This window comes from Dyella sp. EPa41, assembly GCF_016586165.1.
Classification (GTDB): domain Bacteria; phylum Pseudomonadota; class Gammaproteobacteria; order Xanthomonadales; family Rhodanobacteraceae; genus Dyella.
On sequence record NZ_BCPR01000007.1, the window covers coordinates 1 to 16,728 of the forward strand.

The following is a 16,728-nucleotide window of genomic DNA, read 5'->3' on the forward strand; positions in this document are numbered from 1 at the left end:
GCCACGTTGCAACGCACCTTGGCCTTGCGTCGTCGCGACGATCGCGAATCGAGGCAACCCTGCCGGTCCGCGGTCGCGCACAAGGTGCGCTCCCACAACGAACCGCAGCCACCGGTGTCGCGACGCGATGTGCCGCGCAGCGGCACGAGCCTTCAACCAACCCCTGTGGGGCGGTGAGGGGTGGACGAGCAGGCCCCGCAGGGGTGCCCGACACGGATGTCGGGCACTTTTCGTCCGGGCAGGAGCCCGGTCGAAAAGCCCGGCCGCCCCTCACGCACTGGCTGGGCCGCAGGCCCGGACAGCGCCACGCGGGGGGCTCTTTCTTTTGGTTACTTTTCTTTGAGCAAGTAAAGAAAAGTGACCCGGGCCGCGGCAGCGGTCCGGAAGCCCGCGGCAGGCGAGCCCGGTCGCGAGAAAACAACAATTGCAACGCCAAAAATCTTCGCCTATCGCAAAGATGAACATGCAGACCGGCGCGAAAGGCGGTCGCGCACTGGGTGCGCTCCTACGGGGGTGGGAGGCGGTGCTCGCGTGCGGGGAGGCACCCCGCTGTCACTTCAAAAGACGAACCTCGAGACAACCCCCAGCGCCGCCAACCCGGCAACGCCCGGCCATCCCTCAGCGAATCTTCCCCAGGATCCCATCCAGCTCGTCATTGCTGTGATAGTGGATCACCAGCTTGCCCTTGCCACCGCGGCCATGCGCAAGCTCGACACGCGTGGCGAAGCGTTCGGCGAGTTCGCGTTCCAGCGCGTCGATGTTGGGATCACGCGGCGCGGCGGTCTTGGCCTTGCCCTTGGGCGCGGTCTGCGCGCGGCGGGCGGCTTCTTCGAGTTCGCGCACGCTCCAGCCATGGCGCGACGCCTCCAGGGCGAGGCCTTCGGCCATGCTTTCCGGCAAGGTGATCAGGCAGCGGGCATGGCCCATTTCCAGCTTGCCTTCGTCGAGCAGGCGCTTGATCGAGACCGGCAGCTCGGTGAGGCGCAGCAGGTTGGACACGGCGGCGCGCGAGCGGCCAACCGCATCGGCCGCCTGCTGGTGCGTGAGGTCGAAGTCGTCGATCAGGCGCTTCAGCGCGTCGGCTTCTTCCAGCGGCGTGAGGTCCTGGCGCTGGATGTTCTCGATCAGCGCCATGGCCGGCACGGCCACTTCCGGCACGTCCTTCACCAACACCGGCAGTTCGTGCAGCTGCGCGCGCTGCGCGGCCCGCCAGCGGCGCTCGCCGGCGATCAGCTCGTACTGGTTCTTGCCGATGGCGCGAACCACCACCGGCTGGATCAGGCCCTGCGCGCGGATGGAGGCGGCCAGTTCGTCCAGCGCCTCGTCGTTCCAATGGCGGCGCGGCTGGTACTTGCCGGGCTGGATCTGCTGGATCGGCAGCGTGCGCAGCTCGCCTTCCTGTTCCAGCACCGAGGGCTTGCCCGGTTCTTCCGTGGCACCCAGCAGGACGTCGAGCCCGCGTCCCAGGCCCCGTTTTTTCGCAGCGGACATGCTTACTCCTGATGGATGTCGACGACGTCGTCGAGCGTCGCGTCTGAGTCATCGTGCAGCATCGGCGTCACCACGCCGCCGGTGTCCTGCGCGGCGTTCAATCCGCGCTCGCGGCGGATCATCTCGCCGGCGAGGCCGATATAGGCGATGGCGCCGCGCGAGCTGCGGTCGTACAGGTGGATCGGCTGGCCGTGGCTGGGCGCTTCGGCGAGGCGCACGTTGCGCGGGATGATCGAGCGCAGCACCTTGTCGCCGAAATGCTGGGTGAGCTGCGCCGACACTTCGTTGCCGAGGTTGTTGCGCACGTCGTACATGGTGCGCAGCAGGCCGTCGATTTCCAGCGACGGGTTCAGGCGCTGGCGCACGGCCTTCACCGTGTCGAGCAGGCTGGAAAGGCCTTCCAGGGCGAAGTATTCGCACTGCACCGGAATCAGCAGGCCATTGGCCGCCGCCAGCGCATTGAGCGTGAGCAGGTGCAGCGACGGCGGGCAGTCGATGAGGATGGTGTCGTAGCGGTCGGCGACCTTCTCGAGCTGCTCCTTGAGCCGGCTCTCGCGCGCGATCGCGTCCATCAGCTTGAGCTCGGCGGCGGTGAGGTCGCCGTTGCCGGGCAGCAGGTCGTAGTTCGCTTCGGTGCGGACGATGGCCTTGTCGATCGGGGATTCGTCCAGCAGCACTTCGCAGCCATTGGGCTTGGCTTCGTGCTTGTCCACGCCGGACGCCATCGTCGCGTTGCCCTGCGGGTCGAGGTCGACCAGCAGCACCTTGCGCTTGGCGGCAGCCAGCGCAGCGGCGAGATTGACGGCGGTGGTGGTCTTGCCCACGCCGCCCTTCTGGTTGGCGACAGCGATGATCCGAGCCATGTGTCGTCGTTACCGTGGACGATGGAAAAGGGGGCTAGATTAGCAGCCTGTTCGGCCAAGCACGACGAGATGGCGCTCGCCGCCGACATCCGGCACGTGGAGCTCATGGATGCCGCGAACCTCGTAGCCATCCGGCACGCCGGCCAGTTCGTCCTCGGGATGCTTGCCCTTCATGGCCAGCCAGATGCCGCTCCTGGTCAAAAGATGACCACCCCAGGCCAGCATGTCGGCGAGGCTGGCGAAGGCGCGGGCGGTAACGCAGTCGAACTCGCCTTCCACGTCTTCCACGCGCGACTGCACGGCACGCACGTTCTCAAGCTTGAGCGAGCGGATGGCCTCGCGCAGGAAGCGGACTTTCTTGCCGTTGGAATCGACCAGCAACACCTGGCGCTCCGGCGTGGCGATGGCGATCGGGATGCCCGGCAGGCCCGGACCGGTGCCCAGGTCCGCCAGCGTGGCGCCCTGCACGAAGGGCAGGATCGCCAGTGAATCGACCAGGTGGCGGCTCACCATCTCGGCGGGGTCGCGGATCGCGGTGAGATTGTAGGTGGCATTCCAGCGCGCCAGCAGCGCCTGGTAGTCGAGCAGGCGCTCCACCGCGCCGGCCGGCAGCTGCAGGCCCAGTGTGGCGATACCGCGTTCCAGCCGGGTTTGCAGGTCGTGGCGGGAGGTCATGGGCGGCGCCTTGCGGAAACGGGCCCGCAAGTATCCGGGCGCGTCGCCTTCGATGCCAGCACGCCGGCAAAGAAAAACCCGCCGAAGCGGGTTCTAAAGGGTCTCCCCTGGGCGGGTCGCTCTTGGGCCACCTCGCCGTCGGCCTGCCGGCTTGCTGTCCGGTCAGGCGAATTCCAGCTCCACGCGGGTCACCATCATGCCGCGCTCGCGCAGGGCGGTATTCATCACCTGCTTGAGGCGCGAACCCAGGTCGCGGCGATCGGCGCTGAACGCTTCCGGCTCTTCGCGCAGGGCGGCGAGGGCCCCGCCGCGGATCAACTGGTCGGCCTGCTCGATGACCGAATCGGCGCGTTCGGGCTCCAGCACCTGCCAGTAGACCGTGCCGCGCACATCATGGGCATTGGGCAGCGGCTCCTGGAAACGCAGGACCTGGCCGCTGAGGTTGATGTGGTGTTCCACGTGGTCGACCAGCGGCAGCGTCATGTGCACGCCGGGCTGCAACAGTCGAAAGGGCTTGCCGCGCCGGTAAAGGCTGTGCACCTGGTCGGCCGGCACGCGCTTGATCGCGGTCGCGAACATCGCGATCAGGGCCAGGACAACGAGAATAATGAGTGCATTCATGGCAGTAGTAAAAACAACGAGTTATGTATTGATCTTCTGCAACGACTGTAGGTTGATGATACAGCCGATTGCGCCCCTTTAGATTAATCTCAATTTAACGACAACCTAAGGCCTTCTCACAACTGCACTTTTGGTCTATGTGCCTGATTTTGTGAACCAAGTGGCAAGCGAGAAGGGCATGCATCGAGCGGGCCAAGTGGCGATTTATTCGCCAACTCCGCCCTACGAAAGGTTAACGGCCGGGGAACAAGGGGCTTAAGTGTTAAGCCGGGCACGAAAAAAGCCACCCCTCTCATGGCGGGGGTGGCTTCTGGTGCAAGCGGGCTGGAGCGGCCTCGAAAGACCGCTCGGGGGCAGGTCAGAACTTGCCGGCGCGGAAGTCCGCGATCGCCTGGTGGATCTCCTCGGGCGTATTCATCACGAAAGGCCCGTAGCGGGTGACGGCCTCGTCCAGCGGATGCCCGGCCACCAGCAGGACCCGCGCGGCGGTGCCGCGGCCGGCGATGCGCAGCTCGCCGCTGCGCGAGAGCACGGCCAGCTCGCTGCGCGCCAACGTCTCGCCTGCGACCTGCGCATCCGTGCCGTCGAACACATAGGCAAAGCCCGCGTGGCCTTCGGGCAGCGGGATGGTGACCGAGGCGCCCGGCTGCACCGCGATATCGAGGTAGATCGGTTGCGTGACGATTTCCGCCACGGGACCGGTCACGCCGCCGAACTCGCCGGCGATCACCTTCACCTCGACGCCTTCCGCGGGACGCGCGACAGGAATGCGCTCAGGCCCGATGTCCTGGTAGCGCGGCGCGATCATCTTGTCCTTCGCCGGCAGGTTCACCCACAGCTGGAAGCCCCACATCAGGCCGTCCTCCTGCTCGGGCATTTCCGAATGCAGGATGCCGCGGCCCGCGGTCATCCACTGCACGCTGCCCGGCACGAGGTCGCCGCTGTTGCCGTGGTTGTCGTGGTGCTTCATGTGGCCGGCGAGCATGTAGGTCACGGTCTCGAAACCGCGATGCGGGTGCTCGGGAAAACCGGCGATGTAATCGCCCGCCTGGTCGGAACGGAACTCGTCCAGCAACAGGAACGGATCGAGCATGTCCAGGCCCGGCTGGCCGATCACGCGCTTGAGTTTCACGCCCGCGCCGTCGGACGTGTCGATGCCGCGGATGCGGCGAAGAATGCTGCGTTCGGTCATGGCTGGTCTCCAAGGATTTGGACTGCCCGCCATGATGGCGCTGCGCTGCCCCGCACCCAAGACGCGGGCGGGGAACGGATTGTTTCCCTGGCGGCGAAGCGGGCAGCCATGCTCCCGCTCCACGCGTCGATCGATCAGTGCACCCAGTGCCCGCTGCGCTGGCGCGGCGGTGGCGTGTGCGGCTCCTGCTCGGCGGTACGCACGGCGGCCTCCACCTCGGCCTCGGTGACCGGATGTCCCTGCCAGTACCGGTTCACCGCGCCGAGCACGGTCGGCACCTGGGACAGGCACTCGTCGTATTCCTCGTCGCTGAGTTTTTCGAACTCGGCGTCGGCATTGAGGATGCCTTCGTCCACGGCCAGCGCCATCACCGGGCCAAGCATTTCCATCAGCTGCGGGTCGTCCGCCAGGCGCTTTTCCCACAACCCGGCGCGCAGGTCGATGCCGCGGCTGAAGCCTTCGCACCAGCCGGCCGCGGACAGCACCGGCCCCGTCTCGGTCTCCACTTCGCCGAGGATGGGCTCATAGGCGTCGACGTCGAGTTCGGCGTTGATCGAATCGTTGAGCTTGGCCAGCAGGGCGAGCACGCGATTGCCTTCGGTCTCGTCGGCGAACGGCTCGTGCAGCACTTCGGGCAGCCACTCTTCGGGCAGCACCTGCAGCGGCCCCACCGCCAGCGCCGACAGCAACCCGTGCACGCCGTCGAGCAGCAGGTCGCCTTCGCCGACATGGGCGCGCAGGTATTGGTCCAGTTCCTCGAGCTCGTTGTCGTCCAGCGAACTGGGCCACTCGGTCTTGGGTGTATTCATCAGCTACCCGTGTGTTTCTTTCTAGATATCCAGATCAACCGTTACCGGCGTGTGATCGGAGGGGCGCTCCCAGGTCCGCGGCGTGCGATCGATCGTGGCGGCTTTCGCTGCGGATTTCAGGGCGTCTGCGATCAGGATCAGGTCGATGCGCAAACCCATGTTGCGCCGGAACGCAGCCTGGCGATAGTCCCACCAGCTGTAGTGTTCACCGGCCGGTTCGAACAAGCGGAAGCTGTCGTGCAGGCCCAGGCCGGTGATGCGCCCGAGGGCTTCGCGCTCGGGCGGCGAGCACAGGATGTCCTCGCCCCAGCTCGCCGGGTCGTACACGTCGCGATCGTCGGGGGCGATGTTGAAATCGCCCAGCACCACCAGCTTCGGGTGACGTTCGAGCTCGCCCGCGAGGAACTCGCGCATCTTCGCCAGCCAGTCCAGCTTGTAGGCGTATTTTTCATCGCCGACGGCCTTGCCGTTGACCACGTACAGGTCCACCACGCGCACGCCGCCGATGGTGGCGGCGAGGATGCGTCGCTGCGGATCCTGCAGCTGCGGAATGTCGGTGACGACGTCCTTGAACTCGCCATCGATGCCGGCGCGCGCGAGCAGCGCCACGCCGTTGTAGGTCTTCTGGCCGGAGAACACCGCGCGGTAACCCGCGGCGGCCAGTTCGTCGACCGGAAACTTCGCGTCTTCCAGCTTGGTTTCCTGCAAGGCCACCACGTCCGGCCGCGCATCGGCCAGCCACTGGGTGAGATGCGGCAGGCGCACCTTCAGCGAGTTCACGTTCCAGGAGGCGATTTTCATCCGCGCATTGTAAGCGAAGCCCGCGCCCGCTCCGCCGTCCCTGGCGGAGCGCGGTGACGATTAGGCCAGGCCGTGGCTCTTGAGCAGCGCCTCGGGCTCCGGCGCACGGCCGCGGAAGGCCACGAAGCTCTCCATCGCGGGGCGACTGGCGCCCACGGCGAGGATTTCCCGGCGGAAACGGTCGCCGGTGGCGCGATCGATCACGCCGTGCGCCTCGAACTCGCCGAACGCGTCGGCGCTCAGCAGCTCGGCCCACAGGTAGCTGTAGTAGCCGGCCGCGTAGCCGCCGGCGAAGATGTGCGAGAACGCATGCGGGAACCGCTGCCATGCCGGCGGATGCAGCACGGCCACGTCGTGGCGCACTTCCTCCAGCACTTCCATCGGGCGGGCACCCTTGGCCGGGTCGTACTCCAGGTGCAGCAGGAAATCGAACATGGCGAATTCCAGCTGGCGCACCAGGAACAGGCCGGCATGGAAGTGCCGCGCCGCCAGCATGCGCTGGAACAGTTCGTCGGGCAGGCGCTCGCCGGTTTCGTAATGGCGTGCGAACAGATCCAGCGCTTCGCGGTTCCAGCCGAAGTTCTCCATGAACTGGCTGGGCAGTTCCACCGCGTCCCATTCCACGCCGTCGATGCCACCGATGGACGGCAGCGCGATCTCGGTGAGCAGGTGGTGCAGGCCGTGGCCGAATTCGTGGAACAGTGTGAGCACGTCGTCGTGCGTGAGCAGCGCGGGGCGGCCCTCGGTCGGCGGCGCGAAGTTGCAGGTGAGGAAGGCCACCGGCAGCTGTTCATGCCCGCCATCGCGGAAGCGGGCGCGGCACACGTCCATCCACGCGCCGCCACGCTTGCCGTTGCGCGCGTAGAGATCCACGTAGGCACCGGCGAACACGCGGCCGTCCGCATCGCGCACGTCGTAGTAGCGGACATCCGGATGCCAGGTGTCGACGTCCTCGCGCACGCCCAGCGAAATGCCGTAGAGGCGCTGGGTGAGGCCGAACAGCCCGTCGATCACCGCCGGCAGCGGGAAGTAAGGCTTCAGCTGTTCCTCGTCGAGGTCGTACTGCTGCTGGCGCAGCTTCTCCGACGCGTAGCCCACGTCCCACGATTCGAGGTTGTCGAGCTTGAGTTCCGTGGTGGCGAACTCGCGCAGCTTGGCGAGCTCGGCGCGCGCCACCGGCTTGGCGCGCCCGGCAAGGTCGCGCAGGAATTCCAGCACCTGCGCGGGGGATGCCGCCATCTTGGTGGCGAGTGACTCTTCCGCCGCGTTGGCGAAGCCAAGGAGCTGCGCCGCCTCGAAGCGCAAGGCCATGATGCGGTCGATGCGCGCGCTGTTGTCGAACTTGCCGGCGTGCGGGCCCTGGTCGGACGCGCGCGTCTGGTAGGCCCAGTACACGCGCTCGCGCAGGCCGCGGTTGTCGGCATAGGTGAGCACGGCCTGCACGCTGGGCTGCTTGAGCGTGACGAGGTAGCCCTCGAGGTTCTGCTCCTTGGCGTACTGGCGCAGCACCGCGCGGCCGGATTCGGGAATGCCGGCGAGATCGCGCTCATCGGTGACGTGCTCGTGCCACGCGTCGGTGGCGTCCAGCACGGCGTTGGAGAATTCGGTCGAGAGCCGGCTCAGCTCCACGCCGATCTCGCGGAAGCGGGTGCGTGCCGGTTCCTCCAGCGCCACGCCGGACAGGCGGAAATCGCGCAGCGCATGTTCCACCAGCGCGCGCTCGGGACGCGGCAGGCCGGCGAAGTCCGGCGCATCGGCCAACGCCTGCACGGCCTGGTAGAGCGCGCGGTTCTGGCCGAGCTCGATCGAATGCTCGGTGAGCTTTTCTTCCGCCGGCCCGTAGACCTCGCGCAGTGCCTCGCTGTCGGCCACCGAGTGCAGGTGGCCCACCGGCGACCAGGCGCGGGCGAGCCGCTGCTCCAGGCGCTCCTGCGTGAGCATCACGCTGGCGAAGTCGTGCGGCGCGCCGGGGACGGTCAACGCATCGATGCCGGCGCGGTAGTCGGCCAGGATGGTGTCGATGGCGGGCGTGACGTGCTCGGGACGGATCTGCGAAAACGCCGGCAGCGTGTCGTCGGCCAGCAGCGGGTTGTCTTGTTCCATGAATTCCTCCAGTCGTGCCAGCGTGGCGACCCGTCCTGGTGAAATCAAGCGCGCCTCCGGCGCCTGGCCAGCCTGCGCTCACGATTTGTCACATCCCCTGCCTACCCTTTCGCCATGCCCATGCCTGATTTCTCCGCCCTGCTGCGTCGAAGCGACGTGTTCGGGCACCTGGGGGAGGAGGCGCTCGCCGCGCTGGCCCCTGAACTCCAATGGTTTTCACTGCCCGGCGGCCGCACGCTGTTCCACCGGGACGACCCCGCCGACGCCTTGTACCTGGTGGTGCGGGGCAGCCTCGGCGTGTTCGACGGGCCCACCGAACGGGTGCGCCTGGTGGCGGCCGGCGACAGCGTGGGCGAGGTCGGGCTGATCACCGGCGAAGGCCGCCAGCACACGGTTCGCGCACTGCGCGATACCGAGCTGCTGCGACTCGGCCGCGACGCATTCGAGGCCCTGGTGCGCGAACACCCGCACGCCATGCTGGGCGTGGCGCGCATCGCCATCGCGCGGCTGCAGGAACGCATGCGCGGCGACCAGCCTCCCGATGCGCCGCGCACCTTTGCGCTGCTCCCCGCCAGCGCCGACGTACCGGCGCGGTCGCTCGCCATGCAATTGGCGATGGAGCTGGAGCAGTGGGGCAGCTGCCTGGTGATCGACGCCGAGCACGGCGCCGGGCGGGGCAGCGACTGGTTCGCCGAGAAGGAATCGCAGGTGCGCTTCCTGATCTACCTGGACAGCACCGGCGACAGCCACTGGCGGCAACGATGCCTGCGGCAGGCCGACGTGCTGCTGCTGCCGGCGATGGCCGCACAACGGGAACAGCCGTGGCCCGAGGCGATGCCGCGCGATCCCGCGCTGGCCGGGCATCGTGCGCGACACCTCATCCTGCTGCATGCCGGGCGCCAGCCCCGCCTCGGTGCCGCGCAACGCTGGCGCAGCCAGTTCAGCGGTGAACTGCAGCACCACCATGTGGGCGGCCGCGCCGATATCGCGCGGCTCGCGCGCCTGGTCGGCGGGCGCGCCCACGGACTGGTGCTGGCCGGCGGCGGCGCGCGCGGCGTGGCGCATTTCGGCGCGCTGCGCGCCCTGCGCGAAGCCGGCCACGCGTTCGACGCCGTGGGCGGCACCAGCATCGGCGCCATCATCGGTGCGGGCGTCGCGGCCGGCTGGGAACTGGACGAGATGGTGGAAGACTTCCGCCGGCACTTCGTCGAAGGCCGCCCGCTGTCGGACTGGACCGTGCCGGTGGTAGCCCTCACCCGCGGCCGGCGCGCCGCCGGCATGCTGCGCCGCTCCTTTGGCGCGCTGGCGATCGAGGACCTCGCATTGCCGTTCTTCTGCGTGTCCACCTGCCTGTCGGGCGAAGGCATGGTGGTGCATCGGCGCGGGCCCCTGTGGCTGTGGCTGCGCGCGTCCAGTGCGATCCCCGGCGTGCTGCCGCCGGTGTTGAACCAGGGTCGCGTCTATGTCGATGGCGCGCTGGTCGACAACCTGCCCACCGATGTCATGGCCGATGACGGCATCGCGCACATCACGGCCATCGACATCCGCGCGGAGATCTCGCTGCTCACCACCGCCGAGGAATTCGCCACGCCACCCTGGTGGCAGCTGCTGTGGCGCTACCAGGACGTACGACGGCCCGGCCTGGTATCCACGCTGGTGCGCGCCGCCATGGTCAACAGCGAAGGCCCCAGCGAACACCGCCGCGAACGCGCCGACCTGCTCATCACGCCGCCGCTGGAACACATCGGCATGCTGGACTGGAAGGACTGGCAGCGCGCGATCGACGCGGGTTACGAGCACACCGTGAAAGTGCTGGAGAAGCATCCCCCCTCACTGTAGGAGCGCACCCAGTGCGCGACTGCAGCGCAGCGTCGTCACCACCGTTTCAGGTGGTCACGACAGGGTCATCACGGTGGCATCGCTTCGCAGGCCTGTCGCGCACTGGGTGCGCTCCTACAAAAAAACAGTGGAGCAGCGTTGCGGGGTTACCATAGGCGCATGGACCCACTACGCAAATACAAGGGCATCTGGCCCACCCTGCATCAACGCGTGTACGTCGACCCGATGGCCAGCGTGATCGGCGATGTCGAACTCGCCGATGACGTATCGATCTGGCCCGGCGCGGTGCTGCGCGGCGACGTCAACTTCATCCGCATCGGCGCGCGCACCAGCATCCAGGACGGCGCGATCGTGCACGTCACCCACGATGGCCCATACACGCCGGGCGGCACGCCGACCATCGTGGGCGAGGGCGTCACCGTGGGCCACGCGGCCGTGCTGCATGCCTGCACCATCGAGGACTATTGCCTGATCGGCATGCACGCGGTCGTGCTCGACGGCGCGGTGGTGAAGAAGCACGGCTTCGTCGGCGCGGGCAGCGTGATCCCGCCGGGCAAGGTGGTGGGCGAGGGCGAGCTGTGGCTGGGCAACCCGGCCAAGCGCGTGCGCCTGCTGACCGACACGCAGATCGAGCAGCTGCATTATTCGGCCGACCACTACGTGCGGCTGAAGGACGAGTACCTCGCCGCGCAATGAAGCCACGCCGCGTGTTGTTCCTGTGCAGCCGGCATCGGTTGCGTAGCCCGACGGCCGCGGCGGTGTTCGCGGACTGGCCCGGCGTGGAGGTGGATTCGGCCGGGCTGGCCGACGACGCGGAGACGGTGCTGTCGTCCGAACAGCTCGACTGGGCCGAACTCATCGTGGTGATGGAGGCCGCCCAGCGGCGACGCCTGCAGTCGCGCCACGGGGTACGGCTGCAAGGCAAGCGCGTGGCCTGCCTGGACATTCCCGACCGCTACGGCTACATGCAGCCCGAGCTGGTCGAGCTGCTGCTGCGCAAGGCCGGGCCGCTGCTGCGCTGAGCGCGCTTACTGCGCCGGACCGCCCGCGGACTGCTGCGCCTGGATGACGGCCGCGCGGGCTTCATCCTGGCGGATCTGGATCTGCCGCTGCGCATCGAGCTTGCCGCCCAGCAGCGAGAGGATGTAGTTGGTGCTGTCGAACTCGCGCAGCAGCGAAAGCTCGCGTTGCGCTTCGTCCAGGCTGTTGTCGTTGATGGCGCGCTCGACGTCGGCCGACGCGGCGGGAAACGACTCGTGCAACTCGTCCTGCGCCGTCTTGTTCTGCGGATCGAGCTGCAGGACCGAGAGATAGAACTCGTAGGCGTTGCTGCCTGCCGGCGCCACCAGGCGCTTTTCCTTCACCGCGGTCTGCGCGAGGTCGAGCAGGATGGACACGCCGTTGTCGTCCTTGCTGTCCGACGCCTGGCTGCCCGTGGCAGCGGACGTGGACGCCTTGCTCCCATGCAGCCACCAGACCAGGCCACCCGCGGCGACGATCGCCGCGATCAAGGAAGCAACGACAAGCACGCGCCGGTTGGGCGCCGAAGACACAGTACTGGACATGACACCGCTGCAGTGGAGTGCCGCACGCAGGGTCGACTGGTTCTCAGTTCCCCGGCGGAACTGTCACATTAGCGGCGCCACATGTCAGCGATGTGACTTGTCTGGACGTCCAAACGACTGCCGCTCAACTGAAGTGGCCGCCGGTGATGCGGCCGTCCTTGTCCAGTTCCGGGTAGTAGCGGCTGTTGTTGTAGCGCATCTCCATGGTGGAGATGCTGCCGGGCAGCAACAGCTGCACGTCGGGGTAGCGCGAGCGGAACTGGTCGGGCGTGGGATGCGTCGCGATGAACGCATCGAAGGCCTTCATGTCGGTGACATAGCCGTGCACGACGACCGGTGCAGGCTGCGCCATGTCGTGGCAACCGCCCAGGGCAAAGGCGGCAACGACGGTGGCGATGAGCAGCGAACGACGCATGGCGTGTCTCGGTGACGGGCCTGCGGTCGATTATGCGCCGCGGCGGCTCAGAGACGAAACTCGATGCGCTGGCGCACCTGCGACGCCACCGGCTTGCCGTCCTGCGTACCCGGCGTGAACTGCCATCGTCCTACCGCGGCCAGCGCGGCGCGATCGAACACATAGCGCGGATCGGCATCGGCCACCGAGGCGCCGGCGACCGAACCATCCGGCTGCACGGTAAAGATCACGTCGACCCAACCCTGCCGTCGCGTGCGCCGGGCTTCGGCCGGGTAGGCCGGTTCCACGCGGCGGGTAAGCACGGGCGCCGCGGAGCCGGTCGCATCGTTCGGCGCCATGCGTGGGCGTGCGACCTGGCGTGGCGCCGCTTCCACCGTGGTGGACTCAACGCGCAGCTGCGCCAGGTTTTTTTCGGCCGGCGTAAGCCCCGTCGACGGCTGGGTCGCGGGTGCGGCTGGCGCGGCGGGCAGCACAGGCGCAGGCGCCGCCGCCGTGGGCGCCACGGTCTTGCTTGCCGACACCGACGCCTCGCGTTTGGCCTGTTGCTCGGCGTGTTGCGCCTCCTGCGCGATCGCGTCGCGATGCGTCTGCAGCTTCGATTGCAGCAGGGTCAGCGTGTAGTTCTGCGGGTCGGCCTTGGCGAGCAGCGCGATCTGGCGTTGCGCTTCGGCGTCGCTCCCCTCGTCGATGGTCTGCTCGGCAGCGCGCGCCGCGAACGGGAAGATCTCGCGCAAGGCATCCTGCGCCACGCGGTTGCCGGGCTCGCGCTTCAGCACGGCCAGATAGAGCTCGAAGGCATTGTTGCCAGCTGGCGCCAGCAGGCGCTGGTCGGCCATCGCCTGGCGTGCGTGCTGCAGCAACTCGTCGGTGCCGGCGCCTTCGCGCACGATCGGGCCCGTCGCGGCCACGACCTGCTCCGAGGGTTCATCGGCGTCGGCGCGGTACTTGAGCTCCCAGAAGATCGCCGCGGCCGCGGCGACGATGAGGACGACGACGATCAGGAATCCATGGCGGACGACGCCATGATGACGACGGGGCGATGAAACGGGAGACATGGCGGCACGCAACGGGGAAAGGGGATACCGACGCACCAGCGCGCCGACGGGCGCGCCACTTTAGTGAAGCCATGTTGCGAAGATGTTGCCCGCCTTCACCGGCTGCGACGCAGCGCACACGCAGTGATCGCTCGCCGCGAGTGCGCTGCCCATGCTCAGTGACCCGGCAGCAGGCTGCTGTCCGGCGAGCCGTCGGGATGCGCGAACCACGACACATGGTTGTTGCCGCCCATGCAGCCCTTGCCCGTGTCATAGCTCGCCAAGGCGCCGGCCCTGGTGGTCAGCGACGCGCGATAGCAGCCGCCCAGCGAATCACGGAAGTCGAACGCCTGCGCGCTCTGCTGGCCGCTGTGGCTGGCCAGGGCACCGCTTGCGTCGAACACCAGCGTGTCGGCGCTGTCGACGTTGTTCTGCACCTTCGCGTCGTAAAGCTTGACGCCCAGCAGCCGCTTGACGGTGTGTTGCGTATAGCCCTGGTGCACCGTGGACGCCGCGCTGATGCTGCCATCGCTGCCGTTCTGCTGGTTGTAGTCGAGCGTGAAGGGATAGCTGAAGCGTTGGCTTTGCTGCGCCGTCAGCAGCTTGCCGAGCCGGCTCTCACTCACGCTGTTGGACCACGTGCGCTGCCAGGTCTGCTGGCGATAGGTGCTGGGGTTGATGGTGAACGTCTGGCGGTCGTCGAAGCCCACCTGCTGGGTCACCGTGCTGGTCACGCGGCCATGCGAGGTATTGGCGTAGCCCTCGATCACGAAGCGGCGGTCCAGCGCGGTGGTGATGTCGCCGGAGACATTGCCGCTGCTGTCCGTGGCGAGCGTGCTGCCGATGGTTGGCGTCGCCGCCTGGCCCGCCAGGGTGTTGCGCGTGATCTTGCCGGTGACCTGCGTGGCATGGGCATCGCGATAGACCAGCAGGGTCGCCGTGGCGGAGAAGTAACCGTGCGCGCCCGCGACCTGCAAGGCCACTTCATGCGGGTTGCCATCGCTGAGCTGGCCGGCGAAGGGCGTGAGGTCCACGCGATAGGGCATGAAGTTCAATGCCTGTACGCCGGGCGTCGGGCGCCACAGGTAAGGGTCGATGCCGCCGGTATAGATCCACGGATAGACCGGCGCGACACCGGCCGGCTGGCCGTCGATGCTGATCTCCGCTTCGCGGAAGTTGCCGCCGCCGCATTCCTCGGCCTGCGCGGCGTAGGCATCGGGCACGCAGGTGTACCAGAACTCATCGCCGCCCTGGCTTTGGGTGAACACGTCGAGGTAGGCGCGCTCCACGTTGGTCGGCAATGCAAGCGTCCTGGCGAGCTTGTCGCTCGGCGTGTTGAGCGCAGCCGTGCCTCCCACCGGGTCGGCGCCCAATGGATAGACCGCATCCGGCGCGTCCGCCGCGCGCGCCACCGGCGAGGCCGGGTAGAACAGCAAGCGTGCGCTGCCATGGATCACGCCGGTGTAGGTGCTGTTGACCAGGTTGCCGATGACCGCCTGGCCTTGCCCGGCGTTGCGCAACAGGGCCGAGTAGTCGGTGAGGTCACGCTCCACATGCCATGCCGGCGACACCGCCGCCGAGGGCTCCTGCGTGGTGCCGAAGTAGAGGTTCACGCCCGCGAGCCAAAGCGTCGCCGTGCGGTCGTACTGGCGGCCGGCCGTAACCGAGAAATCCGCTTCGAGCACCACCTTGGCCCAGGCGCCGCTGCACGAAGCCGGCGGCGCGTAGCTGTAGGGCCTTGCGTTGAAGTCGTCGAAACTTACGTCGGTGAACAGCGTGACCACGCACGGCTGGCCCGGCGGCCGCGGCACCGAAGGATCCGCCACCACCACGTTGCTCGAACCAATGACCGGATCCGCACTGGCCTGCGCGGACACGCCGCCCAGCAGGACCAGCAACGCAGCCATCGCAAGACGATGGCGGAAAAACCCCCAAGGCACCATGACGTTCTCCCCACGACGTGCCCCCTGCGGCGCGCACGCTAGCACAGCGCGATGTTGGTGTGGACGTCCAAACGGGATTCCAGCATCGGGCGTGTCGAATCGTGATAGCGGCCCGGATTTCGACGGTCGTGAAGGAGTCGTCATTTGCCTGGACGGCAACCTTTCCGATCGCCCCGAGGACACACGAAAGCGGCGGGTGGCTGGCCCAGGCACGCCCAATGCACGTGAGATTGACGGTCGCCGTGTCTAAATACGCGGCGTTCTGACTGTTTCGCCCGCTGGTTGGGCAAGTCCCGGTGTCGGGTCTTGCGTGGTTCGTCGTGGCCGTTGGAGCCATCCGGCGGTTGCCGCGAATGCGTTGGTTGACGATCGCTCCTTTCGGGGGCCGCACGATGTCATCGAACGTACGTGGAGTGGTTGCGGTGTCGTTGCTGGCTTTGGCCGCCACGATGCCTGTGCGCGCCACCGATCAGGACGCCGACGGCGTCGGCGCGAGCGGGGCGTTTTTGCGTTATTCGAGTGCCCCGCCGTCGCGCGAATCGCCGGTTCGCTTCACCGTGACCAGCTATGCGCCGGCTTCGCTTTCGTCGGCGAGCGCGTCGACCCAGGCAACCCTGGCCGCCATGGGCGTTGCGGACGCGCGCATGTTCCCGAACACAGGCTACCTGCAGGTGTCGTCAAGGACGTTCGGCCGCTGGACCTTCGCGTCGGCCATGGCCATGCCGGATACCGCGCCGTCGCCGGCAAGCATGGCGGCGCCCGCCGCATGGGACATGCCGCGATGGTCGGATGTCGACGATCCCACCGTCGTCGATTTCACGCCTTTCGCGGCGAGCTATCGCATCAGCGCGACGGATCGCATCGCGGTGTCCATGCAGATGAGCATGAGCAATCGCCAGTCACGCACCGCGCGCCTCATTGCCGCCAGCGCGAACATCTGGACGCTGACGCCCAAGGTCGCCTATACCAAGGTGGTGCCGTCGTCGGAAACCGATGCATCGACCGTGGTCGCGCTGGGCAGTTTTTCGCGAACGGCGGTGGCCGGCTATCAGAATTGCGCGGTCGGCCGCATCGAGGCGCTGGTGATGCGCCGCAATGCCAGCGGTTGGGGCTATGGTGGCGTGGCGGCCCTGATCGAGCAGCCTTACATGGACTTCAACCCGGCGGCGGGAAAGCCACCGGGGACGGACGTGAACACGGGGCTTGCCATGGGTGTCGGCCCGCAGATCAGCTGGAGCAGCCGCTGGTTGGGCAGCGGCATCGAGTTCCAGTATCGATGGATCTACGAGTTCCGCTCGCCGAACGGACACACCGACCAGCCCATGCTGCTCTCGGCCACGCTGCACCTGTAGATGCCGCGCGGCAGCTCCGCGTGAA

Annotated in this window: 16 protein-coding genes; 4 read left to right on the plus strand and 12 right to left on the minus strand. The window is 67.6% G+C overall.

Going from position 1 to position 16,728, the window contains the following annotated elements:
* Positions 1-618: 618 nt before the first annotated feature.
* From JMF82_RS03855 to JMF82_RS03890, 8 genes are all read right to left on the minus strand, one after another.
* Entirely contained in the window at positions 619-1,491 is an 873-nt protein-coding gene (locus JMF82_RS03855) for a ParB/RepB/Spo0J family partition protein (RefSeq protein ID WP_201313223.1), read from the minus strand.
* Between the two features lie 2 nt (positions 1,492-1,493).
* Positions 1,494-2,354, minus strand: coding sequence for a ParA family protein (locus tag JMF82_RS03860; RefSeq protein WP_201313224.1), 861 nt, complete (start codon positions 2,352-2,354; stop codon positions 1,494-1,496).
* A gap of 39 nt (positions 2,355-2,393) precedes the next feature.
* Entirely contained in the window at positions 2,394-3,029 is a 636-nt protein-coding gene (gene rsmG / locus JMF82_RS03865; protein ID WP_201313225.1) for a 16S rRNA (guanine(527)-N(7))-methyltransferase RsmG, read from the minus strand.
* A gap of 162 nt (positions 3,030-3,191) precedes the next feature.
* Complete coding sequence (locus JMF82_RS03870; RefSeq protein WP_201313226.1) at positions 3,192-3,650, minus strand: SPFH domain-containing protein; 459 nt, start codon at positions 3,648-3,650, stop codon at positions 3,192-3,194.
* Between the two features lie 358 nt (positions 3,651-4,008).
* A complete protein-coding gene (locus JMF82_RS03875; RefSeq protein ID WP_201313227.1) occupies positions 4,009-4,842 on the minus strand; it encodes a pirin family protein in 834 nt (277 codons plus the stop codon).
* A 134-nt stretch (positions 4,843-4,976) separates the two neighbouring features.
* Entirely contained in the window at positions 4,977-5,651 is a 675-nt protein-coding gene (locus tag JMF82_RS03880) for a YecA family protein (RefSeq protein WP_201313228.1), read from the minus strand.
* Between the two features lie 21 nt (positions 5,652-5,672).
* The gene (gene xth, locus JMF82_RS03885) at positions 5,673-6,452 is read right to left on the minus strand and encodes an exodeoxyribonuclease III (protein WP_201313229.1); all 780 of its coding nucleotides are present in this window, start codon (positions 6,450-6,452) and stop codon (positions 5,673-5,675) included.
* A 60-nt stretch (positions 6,453-6,512) separates the two neighbouring features.
* On the minus strand, positions 6,513-8,555 hold the full coding sequence (locus JMF82_RS03890) for a M3 family metallopeptidase (protein WP_201313230.1): 2,043 nt from the start codon (positions 8,553-8,555) through the stop codon (positions 6,513-6,515).
* A gap of 120 nt (positions 8,556-8,675) precedes the next feature.
* On the opposite strand from JMF82_RS03890, the gene JMF82_RS03895 reads away from it, so the two are divergent.
* The 3 genes from JMF82_RS03895 (at position 8,676) to JMF82_RS03905 (ending at position 11,416) form a co-directional block, all read left to right on the plus strand.
* The gene (locus tag JMF82_RS03895) at positions 8,676-10,394 is read left to right on the plus strand and encodes a patatin-like phospholipase family protein (RefSeq protein ID WP_236585286.1); all 1,719 of its coding nucleotides are present in this window, start codon (positions 8,676-8,678) and stop codon (positions 10,392-10,394) included.
* Positions 10,395-10,553: 159 nt separating this feature from the next.
* Complete coding sequence (locus JMF82_RS03900) at positions 10,554-11,090, plus strand: gamma carbonic anhydrase family protein (RefSeq protein ID WP_201313232.1); 537 nt, start codon at positions 10,554-10,556, stop codon at positions 11,088-11,090.
* A complete protein-coding gene (locus JMF82_RS03905) occupies positions 11,087-11,416 on the plus strand; it encodes a low molecular weight protein tyrosine phosphatase family protein (protein WP_201313233.1) in 330 nt (109 codons plus the stop codon). The genes JMF82_RS03900 and JMF82_RS03905 overlap by 4 nt, the downstream gene beginning before the upstream one ends.
* Positions 11,417-11,422: 6 nt before the next feature.
* Here the strand turns inward: JMF82_RS03905 and JMF82_RS03910 are convergent, their stop codons facing one another.
* From JMF82_RS03910 to JMF82_RS03925, 4 genes are all read right to left on the minus strand, one after another.
* Complete coding sequence (locus JMF82_RS03910) at positions 11,423-11,959, minus strand: hypothetical protein (RefSeq protein ID WP_201313234.1); 537 nt, start codon at positions 11,957-11,959, stop codon at positions 11,423-11,425.
* A gap of 124 nt (positions 11,960-12,083) precedes the next feature.
* Positions 12,084-12,374, minus strand: a complete 291-nt coding sequence (locus tag JMF82_RS03915; protein WP_201313235.1) for a hypothetical protein — start codon at positions 12,372-12,374, stop codon at positions 12,084-12,086.
* A 47-nt stretch (positions 12,375-12,421) separates the two neighbouring features.
* Complete coding sequence (locus tag JMF82_RS03920) at positions 12,422-13,429, minus strand: energy transducer TonB (protein ID WP_201313236.1); 1,008 nt, start codon at positions 13,427-13,429, stop codon at positions 12,422-12,424.
* 155 nt (positions 13,430-13,584) lie between these two features.
* Positions 13,585-15,351 carry a peptide-N4-asparagine amidase gene (locus JMF82_RS03925; protein ID WP_201313237.1) on the minus strand — a complete coding sequence of 589 codons (1,767 nt, stop codon included), beginning with the start codon at positions 15,349-15,351 and terminating at the stop codon, positions 13,585-13,587.
* Between the two features lie 422 nt (positions 15,352-15,773).
* Here JMF82_RS03925 and JMF82_RS03930 point away from each other — a divergent pair, with 422 nt between their 5' ends.
* The gene (locus tag JMF82_RS03930) at positions 15,774-16,703 is read left to right on the plus strand and encodes a hypothetical protein (RefSeq protein ID WP_201313238.1); all 930 of its coding nucleotides are present in this window, start codon (positions 15,774-15,776) and stop codon (positions 16,701-16,703) included.
* Positions 16,704-16,728: the final 25 nt, after the last annotated feature.